General features: G+C 34.6%; 18 protein-coding genes and 1 tRNA gene. 4 read left to right on the forward strand and 15 right to left on the reverse strand.

Annotated features, from left to right (window positions below; genetic code table 11):
* Nucleotides 1-88 precede the first annotated feature (88 nt).
* The 6 genes from Q1B37_RS18605 to porU form a co-directional block, all read right to left on the reverse strand.
* Entirely contained in the window at nucleotides 89-676 is a 588-nt protein-coding gene (locus tag Q1B37_RS18605; RefSeq protein ID WP_299901129.1) for an NUDIX domain-containing protein, read from the reverse strand.
* A 97-nt stretch (nucleotides 677-773) separates the two neighbouring features.
* On the reverse strand, nucleotides 774-2,384 hold the full coding sequence (locus Q1B37_RS18610) for a pyruvate dehydrogenase complex dihydrolipoamide acetyltransferase (protein WP_299901132.1): 1,611 nt from the start codon (nucleotides 2,382-2,384) through the stop codon (nucleotides 774-776).
* Between the two features lie 3 nt (nucleotides 2,385-2,387).
* Nucleotides 2,388-3,389 carry a pyruvate dehydrogenase (acetyl-transferring) E1 component subunit alpha gene (gene pdhA / locus Q1B37_RS18615; RefSeq protein WP_299608667.1) on the reverse strand — a complete coding sequence of 334 codons (1,002 nt, stop codon included), beginning with the start codon at nucleotides 3,387-3,389 and terminating at the stop codon, nucleotides 2,388-2,390.
* 158 nt (nucleotides 3,390-3,547) lie between these two features.
* Nucleotides 3,548-4,030 (reverse strand): cytidine deaminase, encoded by a 483-nt coding sequence (locus Q1B37_RS18620; protein WP_299901135.1) that lies wholly within the window; start codon nucleotides 4,028-4,030, stop codon nucleotides 3,548-3,550.
* Nucleotides 4,031-4,234: 204 nt separating this feature from the next.
* Complete coding sequence (gene porV, locus Q1B37_RS18625) at nucleotides 4,235-5,398, reverse strand: type IX secretion system outer membrane channel protein PorV (protein WP_299608672.1); 1,164 nt, start codon at nucleotides 5,396-5,398, stop codon at nucleotides 4,235-4,237.
* Nucleotides 5,399-5,437: 39 nt separating this feature from the next.
* Entirely contained in the window at nucleotides 5,438-9,280 is a 3,843-nt protein-coding gene (gene porU, locus Q1B37_RS18630; protein WP_366944335.1) for a type IX secretion system sortase PorU, read from the reverse strand.
* 213 nt (nucleotides 9,281-9,493) lie between these two features.
* Here porU and gldJ point away from each other — a divergent pair, with 213 nt between their 5' ends.
* Both gldJ and murF read left to right on the forward strand, forming a co-directional pair.
* Nucleotides 9,494-11,167, forward strand: a complete 1,674-nt coding sequence (gene gldJ / locus Q1B37_RS18635; RefSeq protein ID WP_299901138.1) for a gliding motility lipoprotein GldJ — start codon at nucleotides 9,494-9,496, stop codon at nucleotides 11,165-11,167.
* An 82-nt stretch (nucleotides 11,168-11,249) separates the two neighbouring features.
* On the forward strand, nucleotides 11,250-12,530 hold the full coding sequence (murF, locus tag Q1B37_RS18640; RefSeq protein WP_299901141.1) for a UDP-N-acetylmuramoyl-tripeptide--D-alanyl-D-alanine ligase: 1,281 nt from the start codon (nucleotides 11,250-11,252) through the stop codon (nucleotides 12,528-12,530).
* Nucleotides 12,531-12,545: 15 nt separating this feature from the next.
* Here murF and Q1B37_RS18645 read toward each other — a convergent pair whose 3' ends face one another.
* From Q1B37_RS18645 to Q1B37_RS18685, 9 genes are all read right to left on the reverse strand, one after another.
* Nucleotides 12,546-13,622: a DUF2652 domain-containing protein gene (locus Q1B37_RS18645; protein ID WP_299901144.1), complete on the reverse strand. Its 1,077-nt coding sequence runs from the start codon at nucleotides 13,620-13,622 to the stop codon at nucleotides 12,546-12,548.
* Nucleotides 13,623-13,724: 102 nt separating this feature from the next.
* Nucleotides 13,725-14,561, reverse strand: a complete 837-nt coding sequence (locus tag Q1B37_RS18650) for a mechanosensitive ion channel domain-containing protein (RefSeq protein ID WP_299901147.1) — start codon at nucleotides 14,559-14,561, stop codon at nucleotides 13,725-13,727.
* A gap of 147 nt (nucleotides 14,562-14,708) precedes the next feature.
* Nucleotides 14,709-14,783, reverse strand: a tRNA-Val gene (locus tag Q1B37_RS18655).
* A gap of 85 nt (nucleotides 14,784-14,868) precedes the next feature.
* Entirely contained in the window at nucleotides 14,869-16,086 is a 1,218-nt protein-coding gene (locus Q1B37_RS18660; protein WP_299901178.1) for a folylpolyglutamate synthase/dihydrofolate synthase family protein, read from the reverse strand.
* Nucleotides 16,087-16,146: 60 nt separating this feature from the next.
* Complete coding sequence (locus Q1B37_RS18665; RefSeq protein ID WP_299901150.1) at nucleotides 16,147-17,049, reverse strand: energy transducer TonB; 903 nt, start codon at nucleotides 17,047-17,049, stop codon at nucleotides 16,147-16,149.
* A 5-nt stretch (nucleotides 17,050-17,054) separates the two neighbouring features.
* Complete coding sequence (locus Q1B37_RS18670) at nucleotides 17,055-17,447, reverse strand: biopolymer transporter ExbD (RefSeq protein ID WP_299608688.1); 393 nt, start codon at nucleotides 17,445-17,447, stop codon at nucleotides 17,055-17,057.
* Nucleotide 17,448: 1 nt separating this feature from the next.
* Complete coding sequence (locus Q1B37_RS18675; RefSeq protein WP_299608709.1) at nucleotides 17,449-18,126, reverse strand: MotA/TolQ/ExbB proton channel family protein; 678 nt, start codon at nucleotides 18,124-18,126, stop codon at nucleotides 17,449-17,451.
* Between the two features lie 95 nt (nucleotides 18,127-18,221).
* Nucleotides 18,222-19,757: a sodium/proton antiporter NhaB gene (nhaB, locus tag Q1B37_RS18680; RefSeq protein WP_299901153.1), complete on the reverse strand. Its 1,536-nt coding sequence runs from the start codon at nucleotides 19,755-19,757 to the stop codon at nucleotides 18,222-18,224.
* A gap of 27 nt (nucleotides 19,758-19,784) precedes the next feature.
* The gene (locus Q1B37_RS18685) at nucleotides 19,785-21,011 is read right to left on the reverse strand and encodes a Glu/Leu/Phe/Val dehydrogenase dimerization domain-containing protein (RefSeq protein ID WP_299901156.1); all 1,227 of its coding nucleotides are present in this window, start codon (nucleotides 21,009-21,011) and stop codon (nucleotides 19,785-19,787) included.
* Nucleotides 21,012-21,456: 445 nt separating this feature from the next.
* Between Q1B37_RS18685 and Q1B37_RS18690 the strand changes: the two genes are divergently transcribed.
* Together Q1B37_RS18690 and Q1B37_RS18695 are read left to right on the forward strand one after the other, a co-directional pair.
* Complete coding sequence (locus Q1B37_RS18690; protein WP_299901161.1) at nucleotides 21,457-22,599, forward strand: acyl-CoA dehydrogenase; 1,143 nt, start codon at nucleotides 21,457-21,459, stop codon at nucleotides 22,597-22,599.
* A gap of 141 nt (nucleotides 22,600-22,740) precedes the next feature.
* On the forward strand, nucleotides 22,741-22,869 hold the full coding sequence (locus tag Q1B37_RS18695) for a hypothetical protein (RefSeq protein WP_299901165.1): 129 nt from the start codon (nucleotides 22,741-22,743) through the stop codon (nucleotides 22,867-22,869).
* The last annotated feature ends 147 nt before the right edge of the window (nucleotides 22,870-23,016 follow it).

The following is a 23,016-nucleotide window of genomic DNA, read 5'->3' on the forward strand; positions in this document are numbered from 1 at the left end:
CTTTTGTGATACTCGTTATAGTTCTTATTTTGATTAACGAATTATTTTTTGCTAAATATACTTAAAAAGCGAACTTATCTAACTGGAATTAGCTTTTCATTATACCTTTTATCTTTAGATATTGTAAAAGCATTACTGTTCTTGCATCTTTGATCTCGCCTAAGGCTATCATACCAAATGCTTTTTCGAACTCGATCTCTAAAACATCTATATATTCTTGTTCTTCTGATAAACCTCCACCATTATTTACCTTTTGATTATCATCATACTCAGCAATAAACAAATGGGCAATTTCTGTCATTACCGCTGGAGAAGCGTATACTTCAAATGCTTTTTCAAGTGTCTCAATAATAAATCCTGTTTCTTCCTCCGCTTCTTTTTTAGCACATACTTCTGGAGTATCACCATCCAAAGATCCGGCACATACTTCTATACTCATACCCGATGAACTCCCATTCAAAAGGGTTGGTAATCTAAATTGTCGAGTTAATACAACTGTATTTTTAGATCGGTTATATAATAAAACAGAAGCTCCATCTCCATGATCATATACCTCCCTTAAATGTTCTTCGACAATATCATCTTCTGTATGCTGATAGTTGAAGGTATATTCTTTTAGTAAGAAAGTTTTATCTGATAAAGTTGTGCTTTGGATATTACTAATATGTGCTTTCATTAATTTGAAAAAGTTTTACTTTAATGGAAATGAATTAAATAAAAAATCCTACTTCTTGTGAAGTAGGATCTATAGGATGAAATTTCCATTTCTGGAATTATGCTAACATCGTTACTGGATTTTCCAGATATTGTTTCAAGGTTTGTAAGAACTGTGCTCCTGTAGCTCCATCAACAGTTCTATGATCGCAAGCTAAGGTTACTTTCATCGTATTACCTACAACGATCTGACCATCTTTAACAACTGGTTTCTCTACAATAGTACCTACAGATAATATAGCAGAATTAGGTTGATTAATGATCGAAGTAAACTCCTGAATACCGAACATACCTAAATTAGAAACTGTGAATGTACTTCCACTCATTTCCTGAGGAGTTAATTTTTTATTTCTTGCTTTACCAGCTAAATCTTTTACATTAGCTCCAATTTGTGTAAGTGACATTTGATCTGTAAAAGGCAATACTGGCACTACTAATCCGTCAGGTACCGCAACTGCAACTCCGATACTAATATGTTTTGCATACTTGGTAACATCATCAGACCATTGTGTATTTACTTGTGGATGTTTTCTAAGCGCCATCGCACATGCCTTTACAACCATGTCATTAAATGATACTTTTGTATCTGGTAACCCGTTAATATATTTCCTGGAAGCCATTGCATTTTCCATATCTACCTCTACAGTTAGATAATAGTGAGGTGCATTGAACTTTGAAGCAGAAAGTCCTCTAGCAATTGCTTTACGCATCTGAGAATTTTTCACTTCTTCAAAACTTTCTTCTCCAGCAGGTACATATGGTTGTGCTGTTGGTGTGGAAGTTGTTTCTTTAACACTGTCAGCACTTGTCGGTGCAGCAGCAGGAGTAAATGATTCTACATCTTTCTTAACTATTCTTCCATTCTCTCCTGTACCTTTTACCTGAGATAAATCAATTCCTTTATCAGCAGCAATCTTTTTAGCTAAAGGAGAAGCAAATATTCTTCCTCCAGATGATGTATTATTTGTAGAAGCGGCAACTGGCTCTTCTTTTTTAGGAGCTGGTGCGTCTTCAGCTTTTGTTGGAGCTGAAGCTTTTGTGACACCTCCATCCTTTATACCTGACACATCAGTTCCTGCAGGCCCTATAATGGCTAATAAAGCATCCACAGGTGCTGTTTGTCCTTCTTCTATACCAATATGCAGTAAGGTACCATTGTAGAAGGATTCAAATTCCATAGTAGCTTTATCAGTTTCTATCTCTGCTAGAATATCTCCTTCTTCGACAGTTTCTCCAACTTTTTTAAGCCAAGAAGCCACTGTTCCTTCTTCCATAGTATCACTAAGTCTTGGCATGGTAATTACCTCTACTCCTTCAGGAATTTCAGCAGATGCCTCACTACTAGTATTTGTTTCTTCTACCTTTCCTTCTTTTGGCTCATCAGATGAGGAAGAAGGTGTACTTCCGTTTAATAATCCTGAAATATCTTCTCCTTCATCTCCTATAATCGCCAATAGTTTATCAACAGGAGCTGTTTCTCCTTCTTCTATCCCAATATGAAGTAAAATCCCATCGTAAAAGGATTCAAACTCCATTGTTGCTTTATCAGTTTCAATTTCTGCAAGAATATCTCCTTCGCTAATCTTGTCTCCTTTTTTAACAAGCCACTTCGCAACCACTCCTTCTTCCATGGTATCGCTCAATCGCGGCATATTAATTACTGTAGCCATAATTTATTGTGGTTTGTGTGATAAAAACGGATAATTTTCTTGTTCGTAAACAACATCATACATAAGGTTTTTTTCAGGGAATGCTGATTCTTCTGCAAACTTTTGACATTCTGCTACCTTATCTTTTACAGCTTTATCAATTGCTGCTATTTCATCATCCGTTGCGTATTTCTTTTCTTTGATAACATCCAATACCTGAGTAATTGGATCTATTTTTTGATATTCTGCAACCTCATCTTTTGTACGATACTTTTGGGCATCACTCATAGAATGTCCTCTATAACGATACGTTTTTAGCTCTAAGAAAGTTGGTCCACCTCCTGTTCTTGCTCTTGTAATCGCTTCATCCATAGCTTCCGCTACTTTTACTGGATTCATAGCATCTACTGGTCCGCAAGGCATTTCATAACCTAATCCTAACTTCCAGATATCTGTATGATTTGCAGTTCTTTCAACAGAAGTTCCCATAGCATATCCGTTATTTTCCACACAGAATACTACAGGCAAATTCCAAAGCATTGCTAAATTGAACGTTTCGTGAAGTGATCCTTGTCTTGTTGCACCATCTCCCATAAATGTTAAAGTAACTGCATCTCTTTTATGGTATTTATCTGCGAATGCAAGTCCAGCACCTAAAGGTATTTGTCCTCCTACGATACCATGACCTCCATAAAATCTATGTTCTTTAGAAAAAATATGCATAGAACCACCCATTCCTTGTGAAGTTCCGGTTCCTTTTCCATATAATTCTGCCATTACACGTCTAGGATCTTCTCCCATTCCAATTGGCTGAACATGGTTACGGTATGCAGTAATCATTCTATCTTTAGTAAGATCCATTGCATGTAATGCTCCAGCTAAAATAGCTTCTTGACCATTATATAAATGTAAAAATCCTCTTACTTTTTGTTGGATATAAACTTGTGCTAATTTGTCTTCGAACTTTCTCCAGAAGAGCATATCTTCGTACCACTTCAGGTAAACTTCTTTGGTTACTTTTTTCATCTAAAATGTAATGATATTTCAAAATTAAGTCAGTTTCACAACTGACCTCTCTAACAATTACAGAATTTTTCTGCTAATTTTTCAATTAAGCGAAAAACAAAAATAAGATATTCATTACTAAGGAGAAAGCAGTTTTTGGATAAAAATCTACGAAAACGTTATAAATACGAATTATCAAAAATAAGAGGCAATAAATTAGCTAAAGAGTAAGATTTTACTACTTTTCCTGTCTCTCCCATAAAATAAATCTCAATTGGCTTCTTTTGGTTCAATTCATATTCTGCTATTGCTTGCCTACAAGCTCCACAGGGTGGAGTCGGTATTACTAACTGATGTTTTAGGGATTTTGCCGAAAGCGCCATTCTTATAATAGGCACACCAGGAAAGTTAGCTCCTGCTGAGTAAATAGCTACTCTCTCAGCACATAATCCTGAAGGATAACAGGCATTTTCCTGATTATTTCCTAACACAATCTCATCATTTTCTAATAGCAAAGCTGCCCCTACTAAGAATTCAGAATACGGAGCATATGCTTGATCTCTTATTTTAAAAGATTTTTCCATCAAACTCTGAACATCTAATGGTAATTCTTCGAAAGAGTCGAACACCTGTAGCGTTGATTTAATTTCTATTTCTTTCACATGCTTGCATTTTTGTAATTAAATATCAAAAAAATGATTACAAAATTGAGAATCCTTACTACCACTTTTTTGTCTCTTTTAAAAATATCGATATCAGAAATTATTGATTATATAATATTCTTAAAGGATTGCACAATGTACTATAAACAAAAAAAGTATCAAACATAAAGCCTGATACTTTTTCTTATATTATTTCTGAAATTTTTATCTGTCGTAAAAATCTTCTCCAAAATTGAATGAAAGACCAAAACGAAGTGTTCCTTCTAATGGACTCTGTACAGAAGAAGCGTTAAATAAATATGACACATCTAGATTCACTATGGTATACTTAAATCCAAGACCAAGAGACACAAATTTACGTGCTCCTTTTTCTTCAGCTTCGTTAAAGTATCCTCCTCTAAAAGAGAAAACATCTTTATAAACATACTCCGCTCCCAGAGACCATGTGAATTCTTGTAATTCTTCGCTAAAACCTCCATCAGCATCTCCCCATGAAGAGAATATTGCTCCAAAAGAACTGATACTTTGGTACTCCGCATTATCTTCTGCATCGATATCACCATCTCCATCAAAATCTTGTGGACTAGGAACTAATAGTTTAGCAAATTCTAAAGAAGGTGTAATCCTGTTATATTCATCTAATAGGAAATCAAATCCAGCACCTAATCTAAAGGTAGTTGGTATAAAGTTTTCCTGACCTGCATCATCATACTTGATTTTAGGTCCTATATTAGAAATATTTAATCCAGCTCTCCATCTACCATTAAAAGAATTATATGCTATTTCTTCACTACGGTAAAAAGCAGCTACATCAACTCCAAAACTTCCTGCAGCACTTGCATCGGCTCCCAAACCTTGCAATCTTAAATCTGATCTCAAATAACGACCAGCAATACCCATAGAAAATGTTGGACTTAATTGTAATGCATAAGAAACATCTAATGTTAATTCATTTGGTTTTTGAACATTTGGTTCATCATTAGGCCCTTGTCTAAATTCGATATCTCCCAAACTAAAATATCTAAAACTAGCTGCAACAGCACTTCTACCATCTTGCCCAAAACGGTTATAGTAATTTACACTCCCTAAAAAGATATCATCAACTAGATTACTCAGATAAGGGGTATAGTTAATACCAACTCCCTGTTGCTTACCAATAAACGCATACTTTGCAGGATTCCATTGTTGTGAAAATGCATCTGCTGAAGTTGCAACCCCTTGATCAGCTAGACCAGCTGCTCTAGCATCTGCTGCAATTAAAAGAAATGGCGTAGCTGTTGTTATAGCTCGATTCGGTTCTTCTTGTGCCTGTGTCTTGTAGTTGAATAGTGTGAAAAACACTAAGCCAAGGATTATGATTTTTCTCATGTGAAAATTAATTTAGACAAATATATAGTTATTTAGTTATTATAAGATGACGAGTTTTTCAAATTTCTCAACCCGCTGATTTGTTAACGTCGATTTTACAGATATCTTGTATACGTATACTCCTTTTCCTAATTTATCTCCAAAATCATCTCGCCCATCCCACTGGATGTCTTCTCGATAACTCGTTTTACCAGATAAGGTTTGATTGTTGGTCCAAATTACTTTTCCAGAAACGGTAAACACCTGAACCTGAACTTCCAAAACATCATTTATTGCCCCAGAATGCTCAAACCAAAACTCGGTATGACTTACGAAAGGATTAGGATAATTTAATACATTATTAAGTGCAAAACCTGATGCATCTGCTACAACAAATTGTATTTCTTGTGTAGAAGAATTGTTATAAACATCCCAACCTTTGAATATGAGCGTATGTAAACCAGGTTCCAAATCTCTGAACTTGAAATTGACAACACCTCTAGTAAAATCATCCAATTCGGTTTCATAAAAATCATTTAAAATAAAAGGATTAGATTCATCTCCATCTAGTATTGCCGAAATATCATGACCAATCCCACTAGCTGTATTTATTCCATTTTCATCTTCTAATTTTGCTATTAATATGGGAGAGTCATTAGTTACACCACCAGAAACAAAACTTTCATCATTCATAAACAATTGAATTTGTGGCCCCACATTATCCTCAGGTGCATTTTCATTGAGTCCACCTACTAAGATGGTTTCGTCTGATCCTGTTTGATCCTCTAAAGCTCCATTTCTTGATGCATAAAAACTTATCCTTCCATTATCTACTGGTATACCTATGTCTCTAGGAACTATAAATTCAAAATCGAACAATCCATTTGTGATAGATGCTTTTCCTCTAAAAATAATTTCTCCAAGGGTTTCAAAGTCTAACTTAATGATTTCTCCCGAACTATTTCGTACACCATCATTGGCTAATGTAACTCTATCCACATCTTTATCATATATTGTAGTAGACAAAACACCATTATAATCAGACAATAAAGTACCTGATTCGCTGACCACTTCTCCAGAAATTTTCATCCTAGCTAAGGCTTCAAAAGTGTCTACTGTTCCCGTTACAGGAGCATCATTAATAGCAGTTAACCGAATATTTGGTTTAGGAATTGCCATTTTCATTGCAGGATCTCCAAAAAAGAACACTACTCGCCTACTATTGGTTGTATAGGTATTCTTTAATTGCCGAACTGCTTCAGCGATTGAGGGATATTCAGACCCATCAGGAAACAAAAATTCTGATAATCGGTCATTTACTGAAATACCAAATGTAACGATAACATCTCTGGTAGTACTAATTAAACCTACTGCTCCACCTTGTGTATTCCAATAGGTAAGCTCACCTGCAGAATCCCTACAAGGGTTATCGAATTTTGTAAATTCACAAGTAACCGTTATAAATATAGGAAGGCGATTTGTATTTGCTAAATCTACCGCATCGGACTTATTAAATATAAATTCTTTTGCTAGGCCATCTTCTCCACCATGACCAAAATAATCTATTGCCACAGCACCTTTTTCTATAGCAGTGGAGATTGCTTCATTTACTTTAGGATACCTACTCCCTGATGCTGAAGACTCTTGTTGAAAAGCATCGGCATATATTTTCGCTAGGTTTAGGTACGGTTTCCTTACTATTAAATCATCACCAAGCTCATCTAAATTTCTCTGAATAGTTTCCTCCCAATCTTCATCAACATCATCTGCAATTAACAGAACAGAATTCCTCCATCTTCCATAAGATTGCTCACTATCATAGTTGATGATTTTAGTAACCATAGCATCTGCTAATTGTGGAGAATCTGCTAAAATTCGTCCTACTGCAACATCTAATTGATCACTAGAAATCATTCTTCCTTCTACAGGATCCATTGAACCAAAGAAATCATCGGTTGCGAAAGAACTTACCAAAGAAAAACTACTCAAACTTTCAAAGGTGGGTACAATATTACTGTCCGGACAATTTTCTCTAAGTAATATTCCTTTATAATCCACAGAAGCATCTCCAAAAAGACATACATATTTTAGTCGCTCATTTGGATCTGAAGCATTATCATAAATATATCTCACAAGATTCCTAATGGCGGAAATGTCTTGCTTACCACTTCCAAATTCGTGATATATTTGGTCTAATGTAACTACTTTTACATTATAATTATTAAGATTGCGATGATGATCTGCTAAACGATTAGCAGATTGCACTAAATCATTATTTGCTACAATTAAATAATCAATATCTTCGAATTGACCTTGGCTATTTAAAAATATAGTTCCTTTAATATCCTGATTATTTACCCTACTGGTCTGGTCAGCTAATGGATTAAAATAATCTGTAGGAACAACTGATATATACTGCCTAGCCTCACCCATTGTAGCTTTAAAGCTAAGAGTGGCAGCATTATTATCATTTGAAATTCGACTAATCGCCTCAGGATTGGTAACATCCCATACCTGAGATATTGACGAAGCATTAGTTATATTATATTGACCTATACCGGTTAAAGTGGCCGCTTCCTCATAAACAAATGGCATCTGACTATTCGTTCCTGTAAGAGCTCTTTTAGCCTCCAGACTTATAAAATCAAGATATCCTATTGCTGAGGGATTACCATTATTATTATAGCTTAACCCAACTGTTATTCTATCTGATGATGATGTTATATCTTGAGTAATGTTTCTAGGAGAACCTAAAGTAGTTCCAGTGATCTGCGAAAAACTCAAAATTGCTTCTTGAGTGCCATTGACTGTTACATTCATACTAGAGGTTCTAGCCGATGTAGCCGCAGCATAAACATTAAGTTCTATGGGTTCTGAAGTAATTAAATTAGGAAAGTCAAAATCATAGGTGCGATCACTTTGTATATCAAATCTATCACCAAACCATCTTCTACCTACTTTCACTATATTATATTCGTCTACTTCGTAAAACTGATAATCTGTAAACGAGTTTATCTGAGTTACTGCTGTTCCCGTTGGCTCTGTGTAATTAGAGATCCTTCTTCCATTAGACCCATCCGCAGTTATGTAATAATAAGACTTATCAGCATATAAATTTAGGTTCGTAATATTTTCTTCGCTATAATATCCTTCAGTCCCTTCACCATAAAATAAAATGTAATCACTTCCAGAAAAAGTACCATCTTCCCCACCTACTACCTGAATAGCATTTTCTCTAAGATCGAACTCATTATTTTCTTCATTAAGCAATGGTAACATTCGACCTCCATTACCATAAATTTTTATGGTACTAGGATTAATAGCACTAACATTCATTCCTAAGCTAGCTAAGAACTCTGGAGTAATCCTAAAAACACCTGTTTTATCCACATAAAATCTAAACCAGTCTCCTGTAGCCAATACGGAATTAGTTATAGGAGCTCTCTTCGCAACTGCACTTGCGCTTCTTCCTATTTGATAAACCACATCAAATGAAATGATTTTCTTAAAGCTATTACCTGTTCTTATAATAGGAAAAACACTTAAAAAGCCTGCTTTTTTATTCCTGGCCGATGTAGACCTAATATTATAGCTTAACTTTCTTGGAATAAAATCAATATTCAAACCTTTTAACTCTTGTCTAGAAATACTTTTATATACTACGTTTTCTAGTCTTGCTGTCTGATCATTTATCGGAGAAGTTTCTTCCCATCTGGTCACAAATTGAACTCCTAAGTCATCCTGGTATTCAAAATTTTCTTCATCAAACCCAGGAACTGTAAATGAAATAGTAGAAGTGTTTATTTCTACATCTTTCCAGTTTATGTCTATGTGAATCGATTTCTGTGCCGAAATAAACGTAGAAATCAATAGCGCATATAAAATTGTAATTTTCTTCATCATAGCGTATAACGGGTTTGGCGCCGTTTTAGTGTCTCTAAAATTATTGTTTTTCTTCAAAAATAATAATAAAGACAAAAATATTACGTTAAACCAAAGTCAATCGTGAAAACATAAATTTTCAAAGATTTGATATTATTTTAAAAATATTAGGGTAAATTTAACGTTAATTATTATATTGCAAGCCCTAATTTCTACTTTAACGAACTTAAGATTATGAAAAACGCGTTAGTTTTTAAGTCTCTGATGGCCCTAACCATTAGTACCTTACTGTTTAGTTGTAACAAAACTGATTACGGCAACAGTTCCAGAGCCACTGGCTGGAAATATAACTCCAAAGATGGTGGATTTCAGGTAGCAACCAATTACAAAGAACAGGAAACAGGTCCGGGATTAGTTTTTGTGGAGGGAGGTACCTTCACTATGGGACGAGTTCAGGATGATGTGATGCATGATTGGAACAACACTCCTACACAACAACACGTGCAATCCTTTTACATGGACGAAACCGAGGTAACCAACGTAATGTATTTAGAATACCTTGATTGGTTAAAAGGCGTTTATCCTCCTACAGAACCAAAATATAAAAATATTTATCATGGAGCACTTCCAGATACTTTGGTATGGAGAAACCGCTTAGGGTTTAATGAAATGATGACGAACAACTACCTTCGTCACCCAGCTTATGCTAACTATCCTGTAGTGGGAGTTAACTGGATACAAGCTGTGGAATTTAGTAAATGGAGAACTGATAGAGTTAACGAAAGAATTTTAGAAGAAGAGAAAGTAATTAAGGAAAATGCTCCTTTCGAAGATGTTTCTGCTGAGAGCACTTTTAATACTGACACCTATTTAAATGCACCCTCACAAACTTATGGAGGTAATGATGAAGCTACCAGAGGGGGTAGAGCTTCCGAAAAATATGAAAAAAGAAATGATTCTACCGGACTATATGTTCAGCTTAAAGATGGATTATTACTTCCAAAATACAGACTACCAACAGAAGCAGAATGGGAATATGCGGCTTTAGGACTTGTAGAATTAAGAAGTTATAATATTTATAGAGGTAGAAAAAAATACCCTTGGGATGGACAATATACACGTTCTGGAAAAAGAAGAACTCGTGGTGACCAATTAGCTAACTTTAAGCAAGGTGATGGTGACTATGGTGGAATCGCTGGATGGAGTGATGATGGTGCAGATATTACAGCTCCAGTAGCTTCTTACGATCCTAATGACTATGGTCTTTATGACATGGCAGGAAACGTTGCAGAATGGGTAGCAGATGTATACAGACCAATCGTAGACGATGAGTATAACGATTTCAACTACTACAGAGGAAATGTATATACTAAAAATGCAATCAATCCTGACGGAACAGTAAAAATTGTTACTACAGATTCTATTATATATGACACTTTAAGTAATGGAAAAATCGTAGCAAGAGTATTACCTGGAGGAATATTACAAACTCCAGTTGACGAGAATGAAACATACTTAAGAACTAACTTTACACAAAGTGATAACCGTAACTTTAGAGACGGTGACAAAAGTTCTTCAAGATATTACGAAGGTTTCCAAGATGAAAACATTCCTAATAGAAGAATGTACAACTCTCCTATCCATAGTGTGGAACCAAGTGCAGCAGATAGTACTAAGCTAGATAGAAGATATGATGAATCTAGTAAGAGAACTACTATTGTAAGTGAAGAGGTAAGAGTTTACAAAGGAGGTTCTTGGAAAGATAGAGCATATTGGTTAGACCCTGCTCAGAGAAGATTCTTCCCGCAAGATATGGCTACGGATTATATTGGATTCCGAAATGCAATGTCTCGTGTAGGTGAAAAAGCAAAAAGCAAGAAAACACCTAAGCACAGAAAGCCTAGATAGAAACTTTAAGAAAAGTTCGTTAAAATATATAAAGCCCTGACATTTGATCAGGGCTTTTTAATACAATTACATTACTCATAATATGAACATCTCTAACATACATCAATTATTTCTCGAAAGTAGCGGTATTTGCACAGATACCAGAAAAATCGTAAAAAACAATCTTTTTTTCGCCTTAAAAGGAGCAAACTTTAACGGTAATGAATATGCAAAAGAAGCCATTAAGCAAGGTGCATCTTATGCCATAATTGACAATAAACAATATCATACTTCAGACCAATTTATAGTAGTTAATGATGTACTAGAGACATTGCAGCATTTAGCAACTTATCACAGAAACTATCTTGCCATTCCGATAATTGCACTTACCGGAAGTAACGGAAAAACCACTACTAAAGAATTGATCAATTGCGTTCTCTCTGCACAATTTAACACCACAGCAACCAGCGGCAACTTAAACAACCACATTGGCGTTCCCTTAACCTTATTATCTATGGATAAGAACACCGAAATTGGAATTGTAGAAATGGGAGCAAATCACTTAAAAGAGATAGCGTTTTTATGTAATATAGCACAGCCAGACTTTGGGTACATAACCAATATAGGAAAAGCTCATCTCGAAGGATTCGGAGGTATAGAAGGAGTCTTAAAAGGAAAAACCGAACTTTATCAACATCTACGAGAAAAAGACAAACTCGTTTTTTTGAATTCAGAAGACCCTAAGCTTCTAAAAGCATCGAGCGGTATAAACACCTACACTTTTTCTCAACAAGGCAGTAGTAACGCTAGTATACAATTACAGAACGCAGATCCCATGGTTAGCGTCACCCATAAAGATCTAGAAATCCAAAGCAATCTAATCGGAGTTTACAATTTTACCAATATTGCAGCTGCAATAGCAATCGGTTCTTACTTTAAAGTAGATGAGAAATTAATCAAAAAAGCTATAGAATCTTACATTCCATCGAATAACAGATCTCAAATCATTGCTAAAAATGACTTTACAATTATCATGGACGCTTATAATGCAAACCCTTCGAGCATGAATGCTGCAATTGATAATTTAAAACAATTAGAAAGCTATCCTAAAACAGTATTTCTTGGAGACATGTTCGAACTTGGAAAAACAGCAGAAGAGGAGCATCAAAAAATAGCAGACAAGGCGTCATCCACATCTTTTGATGTTATATTTCTAATTGGTGAAAATTTCTATCAAGCATCTACGACAGATCCTAGGGTTAAAAAATATCGATCTTTTGAAGATTTACAACAAAACGAAACATTTGAAAAATTGCAAGGTACTGTTCTAATCAAAGGATCTCGCGGAATGAAATTAGAACGTGTTTTAGATATTCTAAACTAAAGACACTACCTAATCTTAAGCTGTAGCTATATAATCCTCTAGGTTATTAAGAGATTCTTTTATTGATTTTTGAAAACTTCGTTTCATTATAAAATACAGGATCATCTTTTTAAAAATTGAGTTCGCTTTAGGATACAATTCAATTATGATTTCACACGAACTTTGAGACACAGGAATGATAGTATAAAATTGATACATCCCATCAATAACAGGAATATCTGTTGTATATTCTCCATAAATTAATTTACCAGTATCTACCGGTTTTGTTACCGTAGTAAAATTGAGTCGTTTTCCATCAATCACACAAACATGCTCCGTTCCTAAACGAGTAACTTCATCTGGATTGTACTCGAACTTATCGACACCTTTAACCCAATGATGACGATAACTGTAATTTGTAATATATTCCAACAAACTCTGTGCGGAAGTTTTATATTTTTTCTGGATTGTTAAGAAAGGGGCTTTATCAAAATGTACTTCATAAGGAGTTTCATAAGAAGTAAGTTTAAGATATTGTTTATCAATCTCAGAATACAAATAATCAATCTTCTTACCATCATATTCATTTTCTCCTTTCGAAAAATTAAATAATTGACTTTTATAGTCATCCGAAAGCCCTATTTGATACGACAAATCTCTACTTAAAAGAACATAATTATCACTAGGAATAGAATTCTTTAATAACCTATGCGCTTCTATCACAACTTGACCAAATGGTTTTCTTTTATTCTGAACAGTAATAAATTGCAAATCTCCACAATGCGCAATAATTTTAAGCTGAAGATTTGGTGCTGTAGCACAGGCATTACAAGGACAAATACGATTATTCTCCAACAACTTGAGATGACTATAAAAAGCAGTAAACATAGTTTCAATCTGTGCTAATAGCTTTTCTTGGGAAGGCACTTCTCCTTCTTTATAAAAAAACAAAGCATCCCCTTCTACTTCTGCTAGTCTTAAATTTTGGGTATTAGCATTAATTAACACCTCTAACAACTCTGCTATTACATGCTGACTATGCTCTATTTCTGTAGTTTGAACAAATTGTGTATACCCAGAAATATCAGGGATAAATAGTAAAGATTTAGACATTTAGTACTTTTTTCTACAAACTAATTCTAAATCTAACGATTTATACTCAACACTAACTCTTTTTATAAATTATTTAAGGAACTAACTAATCTTTATCCATCTTTAAGACTTGTTATCATGTGAATATAAATGCACATCTCTTTGAGGAAACGGAATAGATATCCCTTTATCCTCTAATCTTTTCTTAGCCTCTTCAATTGTATAAAAATGAACTTGCCAAAAGTCATCATTAAGAGCCCAAAACCTTAGAGATAAGGTTACAGCACTATCTCCTAATTCGGTAACATAAATTTCTGGAGCAGGATCCTTAATCACCTTTTCCTGATTGTTGATAAGATCTAAAAGAATTTCTTTCGCTTCTTTAATATTACTTTCATAGGAAATACCAATTTCTATCTTTCCTCTTCTTCTTTCTTCTGCCGAATAATTGATAATGTTTCCATTAGATATCTTACCATTAGGTATGACAGCTAATTGATTTCCAAAAGTATTTACTTTTGTTGTAAATATCGAGATCTCCTTTACTGTACCAGATACACCTTGCGCTTCTATATAATCTCCAATCTTGAATGGCTTGAAAAACAGGATTAGAACTCCTCCAGCAAAATTTGAAAGAGATCCTTGTAGCGCTAGCCCTATTGCCAAACCAGCTGCACCCAAAATCGCCACAAGTGAGGATGTCTGAACTCCTAATTGAGTTACAACTAACACCACTAATAAAATTTTAAGACCTATATTAATTAAGTCATATAAAAATCTCTCTAATGTTTCGTCATAGTCTTTTTGTTGAAAGAATTTACGCAGTGCTTTGCTAAAAATATTAATCACCCATACTCCTACAAAAAAAATAATGACAGCAGAGATTAAATCGGGTATAAAATCCCATAACCATTCTAAAAACTGATCCCAATTCTCTTTAGTAAGTCCAAATCTTTCCATTATGATCTCTATATTTTATAATTCACTCTAAAACAACTAATACTCTAAATAAAAATTTTATCTACACAGTTTTTATAAATAGAAACTACTTTTATAGGCAACTATTGTGTATAAAAAAATCCATTCATAAATGAATGGATTTTCTTGTGGGCAATGAGGGATTCGAACCCCCGACCCCCTCGGTGTAAACGAGGTGCTCTGAACCAACTGAGCTAATTGCCCTTATGTTTTTCACAACCCTTATTCGTGATTGCGGATGCAAATATAACACAGTTTTGCAGTCTACCAAAAGATTTTGAAAGAAAAATTAAATTATTTCTGAAACCACAAACGTACTACCTCCTACATATATCAAATCTTCATTCATAGCATTCTGTATAGCAGTATCATACGCCAATTGCACGGAATTATATGCTATTCCTTTTAATTTAAATTTTAACGCTTGCTCCTGTAATTTTTTTTCATTCAAACCTCTTTTAATATTAGGTTTTGCAAAATAATACGTAGCATGTTTCGGAAACAATGGTAAAATTTCATCTAAATTTTTATCAGAAACAACTCCCAATACGATATGTAATTTTTGATATTTTTCTTCGGATAACTGATCCATTACAATTTTCAACCCATCTTGATTATGAGCGGTGTCGCACACTACTTTGGGTAAACTTTTTAATATTTGCCATCTGCCATGCAAATTTGTATTTCTTACTACATTAGCTAATCCAGATTTAATAGCTTCTTCTTGTACCCCCCATCCTCTATCTTTTAAAATAGATATCGTTTGCAACGCAGTTTTTATATTTTCTTGTTGATAATTTCCTTTTAAGTCACTTTCATAAACAGGTCCTGCATAATTGTATGCATATAAAATATCACTCTCGCGTTCATTAGCAATTTCTGAAAACACTTTTTTAGTTTCTGGTGTAGTTCTACCTACAACAACTGGAACACCTTCTTTAATAACCCCAGCTTTCTCATAAGCTATTTTAGCAAGAGTATCTCCTAAGAACTGGGTATGATCCAAGCCTATATTTGTAATAACAGAAACTTCTGGCATTATAATATTAGTAGAATCCAGTCTACCTCCTAAACCTACTTCTATAATCGCCACATCAACTTTCTGATCTGAAAAATATTGAAAGGCTAAACCGACTGTCATTTCGAAAAAGGATAATTGATTTTTTTCTAAATAAGATTTATGCTTAGCAATAAAATCCACTACATAATTTTCATCAATCACAATACCATTTATTCGAATACGCTCTCTAAAATCTTTTAGATGTGGAGAAGTGTACAAACCTACCTTATAGCCTGATTCTTGTAACACTGAAGCCAACATATGACTCGTAGACCCTTTTCCATTGGTACCTGCAACATGAACACTCTTAAACTTATTTTCTGGGTTATCTAGATGAGCTGCTAACTTAATAATATTAGTTAGATCTATTTTGTATGCACTTGCCCCTTGACGTTGATACATGGGTAATTGCGCAAACATCCATTCTGTAGTCTCTTTATAGTTGATGATTCTATACTTTAGATTTAATATCTGCTATTTAAAAAATTGAATATCTGGAAACACTAATTATTCTCCTAAACCAAAGGTAACTTCTACAAAACCTATTTGTTTTGCAGGAGCTTTAGGGTCTGCTTTCCATTTAAAAGTAAGCGCAGTCTTCTTTGCAGGATCCAAAAGACATTGTGCACTATTGGTAGTTCCTTTAACACCAGGAATTGCCTGTATAACACGTCCTTGTCTATTTACTACAATTTTAACTACTACTCTACCCGCTTCATTACATTTCTGAACAACTTTAGAATTCGTAGGACGTCCACGTCCATTAAGACCATATCCTACACCTCCTGTTCCTCCAGGACCAGGCTGCCCATAATAACTAGTAGCATAAGGATTTCCGTTAGGATTCCCCTTATCTCCAGGTTTCCCATCATCTCCTTCTCCCCCTTTAGCTTTACCATCACTCTTAGGACCATTGGCAAAGCTATCTAGGATGTCTAAAGTAGATTTATCAGGTTTAGGATCCGGTTTCTTTTCTTCAACCTTCTCCACTGGCTTTTTTACAGGCTTATCTATTGGTTTTTCTTCTGAAGGTTTCTCTTTTGGTTTCTCCTTAGGCTTTTCAACCTTCTTTTTAGGCTCTTTTTTAGGTTTTTCCTCTACCACTGGAGCATCATCAACATCTTGGGTAACGACTTCTTCTGTAATCTCAGGTGTTTCAGGCTCTGGTTCAGATGGATCGACTGGTGTAGATTCCGGAGTGGTTTGTTTAGGAGAAGACTTAATTGCCTCTGTTGGCTGTACATTACCCGAACCAGTTAATGTAGTTCCAAAATTAACCGCAATACCTCCTTCAGGATCAGGATCGATATTACTTAATCCTAAATAAAACAACAGCAGTATAATTAACACGTGTAATATCGTGGTAATAACAAAAGATTTCTTTTTATGTTTAGTATCTAATTTCAGCATTAAAACTATTCTGGTTTTACCGCCAGGATTACTTTAAATTTATTTCGATTTGCTATATCCATAACACCTACTGCTTTCTCGATAGGCACTCCTTCTTCTGCTCTTAGTATTATGGTAGGTTCATTTTGTCCTGCTAACTTTGATTTCAATGTAGATTCTAACCTCGTTTGACTTACTCTTTCACTATCTACGTAGTATTGCAACTTATTTGTTATACTAACAGATATATTCTGAACATTAGAGCTTTTTCCTTTTGCCTTTGGTAATATCAGATCTAATGCCTCTGGTGTAATTGTGGGAGATGTTAAAAGAAAAAACACCAATAACAAAAACACTATATCTGTCATTGAGGACATACTAAATTCTGGGCTTACCTTATTTCTTCCTCGCAAATTCATACTATGCAGGTTCGTTAAGTAAATCAAGGAAATCTACAGTAGTTGCCTCCATTTGATGAATGACCTTATCGGTTCTAACTACCAAATGGTTATATCCTATATAAGCAACAATACCAACTACCAATCCTGCAACCGTTGTTGTCATAGCTGTATAAATACCCTCAGCTAATGATCCCATATCAGCACTCCCAGAGCTTGAAGCCAAATTATGGAATGCTAAGATCATACCAATTACGGTACCTAGAAACCCAATCATTGGTGCTGCTCCTGCCACAGTTGCAAGTATACTTACATTCTTCTCTAATTTATAAACTTCTAAACGACCAGCGTTTTCTATTGCCTTATTAATATCCTCAAGGGGGTTTCCTATTCTAGAAATTCCTTTTTCCGTTAATCTTGAAACTGGGTTATTTGTTTGTGCACATAAAATTTTCGCAGCTTCAATTTTACCACTAGCTACATTATCCCTTATCTGATGCATAAAACTTTCATCATATTTTGAAGCCGCCTTGATGGCAAATATCCTTTCAAAATATATATAAACCGCAACAAACAAAAGCACAAAGAGAATGGCTATAATAACTACTCCACCAGTTCCACCACTTAATAATAAGTCTATTATGGAAAGTGTTTTCTCTTCTGCTTCTGGATCAATTTCTTTGGTATTTTGGGCTAACATACCGAGCGTCAATAAATAGGTCATATGTCCTTCTGTTAATTTAGTGTTAGTATACTAACGTTAATTCTATAGGTTAAGTATATTATTATTAAATCTTATAATACATAAATTATTCCTAATAATCCTACTCCACCTAATATTATCGTGTAAGGCAAAGCCATTTTTACCATTCTCCCGTAAGACAAACCAATTAGTGGAGCCAAGGAAGAGGTTAACAAGAATAAAAACGCTGCTTGACCATTAGGTGTTGCAACACTTGGTAAATTTGTTCCTGTATTTATGGCGATTGCTAATTTTTCGAACTGTTCTCTAGTAATTGCTCCATTGTCAAAAGCTTGCTTAACTTCACCTATATAAACAGTTGCAACGAACACATTATCACTGATCATTGATAATACTCCATTTGCCACATAAAACATAGAAGGTTGTTTTGCAGGATCCAATGACAATGCCCATTCAATAATTGGAGAGAATAGGTGTTGATCATGAATCATCGCCACAATAACAAAGAAAACTACTAGTAATCCTGTAAAAGGTAATGCTTCTTCGAACGCTTTTCCTAACTGATGTTCTTCTGTAATACCCATAAAAGCAGTTTGTACAATGATCAGTGCTAAACCAATAAATCCAACAGGTGCCAAATGCAATGCTAATCCAATAATTAGTAGTATCGCCGATACACCTTGTACAATTAATCCATATTTTGATTTATCTGACCTGTTTGCATCTTCTTCATCGGTATAATTTTCAATAATTCTTCTGGCCACTTCTGGTAATTTTTCACCAAAGCCAAACCACCCAGTAGTTTCTAGCACCATTGTTGTTATGATTCCTGCAACTAGCACTGGCAACGAAATAGGAGCCATTTTTAAGAAAAACTCTATAAAGTCCCATCCCATTCTTTCTCCGATTAGTAGGTTTTGAGGTTCTCCAACCAAAGTACAAACACCACCAAGTGCTGTACCCACAACACCATGCATCACTAAGCTTCTTAAAAAGCTTCTAAACTGCTCTAAAGTTTCTCCACTCAAATCCTTTCTGTCCAAAGATCCATCTTTATCAAAATCAGACTCTGGCATTGAGTGAATTTTATGATAAACACCATAAAAACCTACTGCTACGCTGATCAGAACTGCAGTAACTGTTAATGCATCTAGAAAAGCAGATAATACCGCAGCTAGAAAAACGAATAGTACGGATAACACCATTTTTGATTTAATCTTTGTAAATACTTTACTAAAAATATACATTAATAAAGGCTTCATAAAGTAAATCCCTGCTACCATAAACACAAGCAACAATACTACTTCTAAGTTTTGTGATACTTCAAGATAAACTCCTCCCATTTCGGGATTTCCAGATTCGTCCGTCACAATCTTGTGTGTATCATGATTAACTTTGTACATTGGATGAGTTAAACCTAAAGCTAAAGCTTCTATTGCTAAAATCCCTCCAGATTGTAAAGGATAACATTTTAATGCCATAGCTAAAGTGAAAATAAATTCTCCAATAAATAACCAAGCTGTAATCATAGGTCCAAGAACAAAATAGGAGAACACATTAAAAATGAGAAAACCAATCATTACCATTTTGAACCATTTTGGACTATTACCTAAAAAATATTTTAACATGATATATTTAAATTATTTATGTGACGATTATACTAATTGTTTGAATGCTATTTCAAACGCTGTTCTACTAATATTTGTTTTAGAACTATTTTTATTAAAAATTTTCTGAATGGCATCTTTAATGGTTTTAGAAGTATCATTAAAAATCGCCTCATCTGTCATTAATACTCTTCTTTCCATGAAATAGGCAAAAACTCTTGCCATTCCACAATTAGAAATAAAATCTGGAATCAAACTTACTTGCTCATCTGTATATTCCATAATTGAACCGAAAAATATTTCTTTATCGGCAAAAGGAACGTTAGCTCCACAAGAAATCACTTCTAAACCAGAATTGATCATTTGGGAAATCTGGTCTTTAGTAATCAATCTGGATGCTGCACAAGGAGCAAATATCTCCGTCTGTATAGACCAAATTTTACTATTCAACTCCTCGAAAGGAATGAGTGTTTCGCTATATAGTTTATTTCCTTTTTTATTAAGGTATAATTCCTTGATTTCTTCAAAAGAAAATCCATCTTCTTTAATCAATCCTCCTGCATGATCAATAATACCCACTACTTTCGCTCCCATTTCCGAAAGGTAATACGCTGCAGCGGATCCAACATTACCAAAACCTTGCACTACAGCTCTTTTGCCCTCTACAAATCCACCATAGATATCATAATAATGTCGAACTGCTTCTGACACTCCGTATCCTGTAATCATATCAGCTACAGTATACTTTCTAGAAACATCTGGAGAAAACACTGTATTTTCTAATACTTTAATCACTCCTTGACGTAGTTGTCCAATTCTATTAATCTTATCGGCTTCTGTTGGTTGAAAATGTCCATTAAAAACACCTTCTTGGGGATGCCAAACACCACAATTTTCGGTAATGGGAATTACTTCATGAATTTCATCTACATTTAAATCTCCTCCAGTTCCGTAATAACTTTTTAGCAATGGAGAAACCGCTTTATACCATCTTTCCAAAACTCCTTTTTTCCTTGGATCATTGGGATCAAAATTAATTCCTGACTTCGCACCTCCAATTTCAGGACCTGATACAGTAAATTTAACTTCCATCGTTTTGGCTAGCGAAAGTACTTCATTCATATCTAATCCTAATCGCATTCTAGTACCACCACCAGCAGCACCTCCTCTTAAAGAGTTGATTACAGTCCAACCTTCTGCTTCAGTTTCAGAATCCCTCCAATTAAAAACAATTTCTGGGGCTTTATTCTCGTATTTTTTTAATAGTTCTTTCATTTTTTAATTTCAATTTATTAAACACACTTTTACTAACAGTCTCTGTTATAAACCTAACTTCTATAATTAATAATCACTCCTTAAACGGAGTTAGTGCTGTCTCATAAAAAATCATTTAATAAATTGAATATACAATCACATCAAAGTGACTTCACAAATATAAAAAACTAAACAGGTCAAACCCTGAATTTAAAAAAATAATAACTCAAAAATATTTTCTATTGACAAATGAATAATAAAGCTTCAAAACAGCACTAAATTCAATAAAAATGGAATCAAAATTCAAACCTTTGAAAGAAAATATCAAAAAATTAAAAAAACATCAAAACTATCATATTATAGCTTATATTTGTAGAATTAATAAAAAAATCGAGGTTATCTCGATTTATTTTCATCGAAATGTTGAATTTGCGTGTTATGCACGCACAGTAAATAAGGATCAAATATGGACTTTAAATTATCCGAAGAACAATTAATGATACGTGATGCTGCTCGTGATTTTGCGAAAGCAGAACTTTTACCAGGAGTAATAGAAAGAGATAATAAACAAGAATTCCCTACAGAACAAGTAAAAAAAATGGGAGAACTTGGATTTTTAGGAATGATGGCATCTCCAGAATACGGTGGTGGAGGAATGGATACTTTATCCTACGTACTTGTTATGGAAGAGTTATCCAAAATCGATGCATCATCTTCTGTAATCGTATCCGTGAATAATTCTTTGGTATGTTGGGGACTTGATACTTATGGAACACCTGAACAGAAAGAAAAGTATTTAACCAAACTAACTACTGGAGAATCTATTGGAGCTTTTTGTTTATCAGAACCCGAAGCTGGTAGTGATGCAACATCCCAAAGAACTACTGCTATAGACATGGGTGATCATTATGTTCTTAATGGAACCAAAAACTGGATTACCAACGGTGGTACTTCAGATTATTATTTAGTAATAGCACAAACCGATAAGGAAAAGAAACATAGAGGAATCAATGCTTTTATTGTAGAAAAAGGATGGGAAGGGTTTGAAATAGGACCTAAAGAAGATAAATTAGGAATTAGAGGTAGTGATACACACTCATTAATTTTTAACGATGTAAAAGTACCGAAAGAAAACCGTATCGGTGAAGATGGGTTCGGATTCAAATTTGCGATGAAAACCTTAGCTGGAGGTCGTATCGGTATCGCAGCCCAAGCATTAGGAATCGCGCAAGGAGCATATGAATTAGCTAAAGAATATGCTAAAGTGAGAAAAGCTTTTGGTACTGAGATTATGAATCACCAGGCAATCGCATTCAAATTAGCAGATATGCATGTACAGATAGAAGCTGCAAGAATGCTAGTATACAAAGCTGCTATGGACAAGGATAATCATGAAAATTATGATTTATCAGGTGCAATGGCAAAATTAGCTGCTTCTCAAGCTGCCATGGACGTAACTGTAGAAGCTGTGCAAGTTCACGGAGGAAACGGGTTTGTGAAAGAATATCATGTAGAACGATTGATGAGGGATGCTAAAATCACTCAGATATATGAAGGAACTAGCGAAATACAAAAAATTGTAATTTCAAGAGCTATTCTTAGAGACTAATTAGTTAAATAATCTCTATTAAAAACCCCCAAATTGAAGTACCAATTTGGGGGTTTATTTTTAGCAAAAATAAATCCATAATATTTACCCTAGACCAATTTATTAACATTCAATTAAACAAGCAAGGGTAATCCATTATAAATGTCTAGTTGTCCATCCAATGGAAGTGGTGCTACTGGTCATAGTTGTAGTGTTGCTTCTCAATGTAGACCCATTCTTCCTGGTTTTCCAGCAGCGCGTATTCGTGGTTGTTGTCTGAGTGCATTTTAGTTGTTTGCTGCTATGAGCAGTAAAAGTTATGTATTCTATGCAGCTTCAGTTTACTGTATAAAAAAACCCCTCATTGTCATAATGAAGGGTTTTCAAGGAAGGCGGCGACCTACTCTCCCACGATTGTAGTACCATTGGCGCTAACGG

This window comes from uncultured Aquimarina sp., from assembly GCF_947492965.1.
In the GTDB taxonomy this organism is placed as follows: domain Bacteria; phylum Bacteroidota; class Bacteroidia; order Flavobacteriales; family Flavobacteriaceae; genus Aquimarina.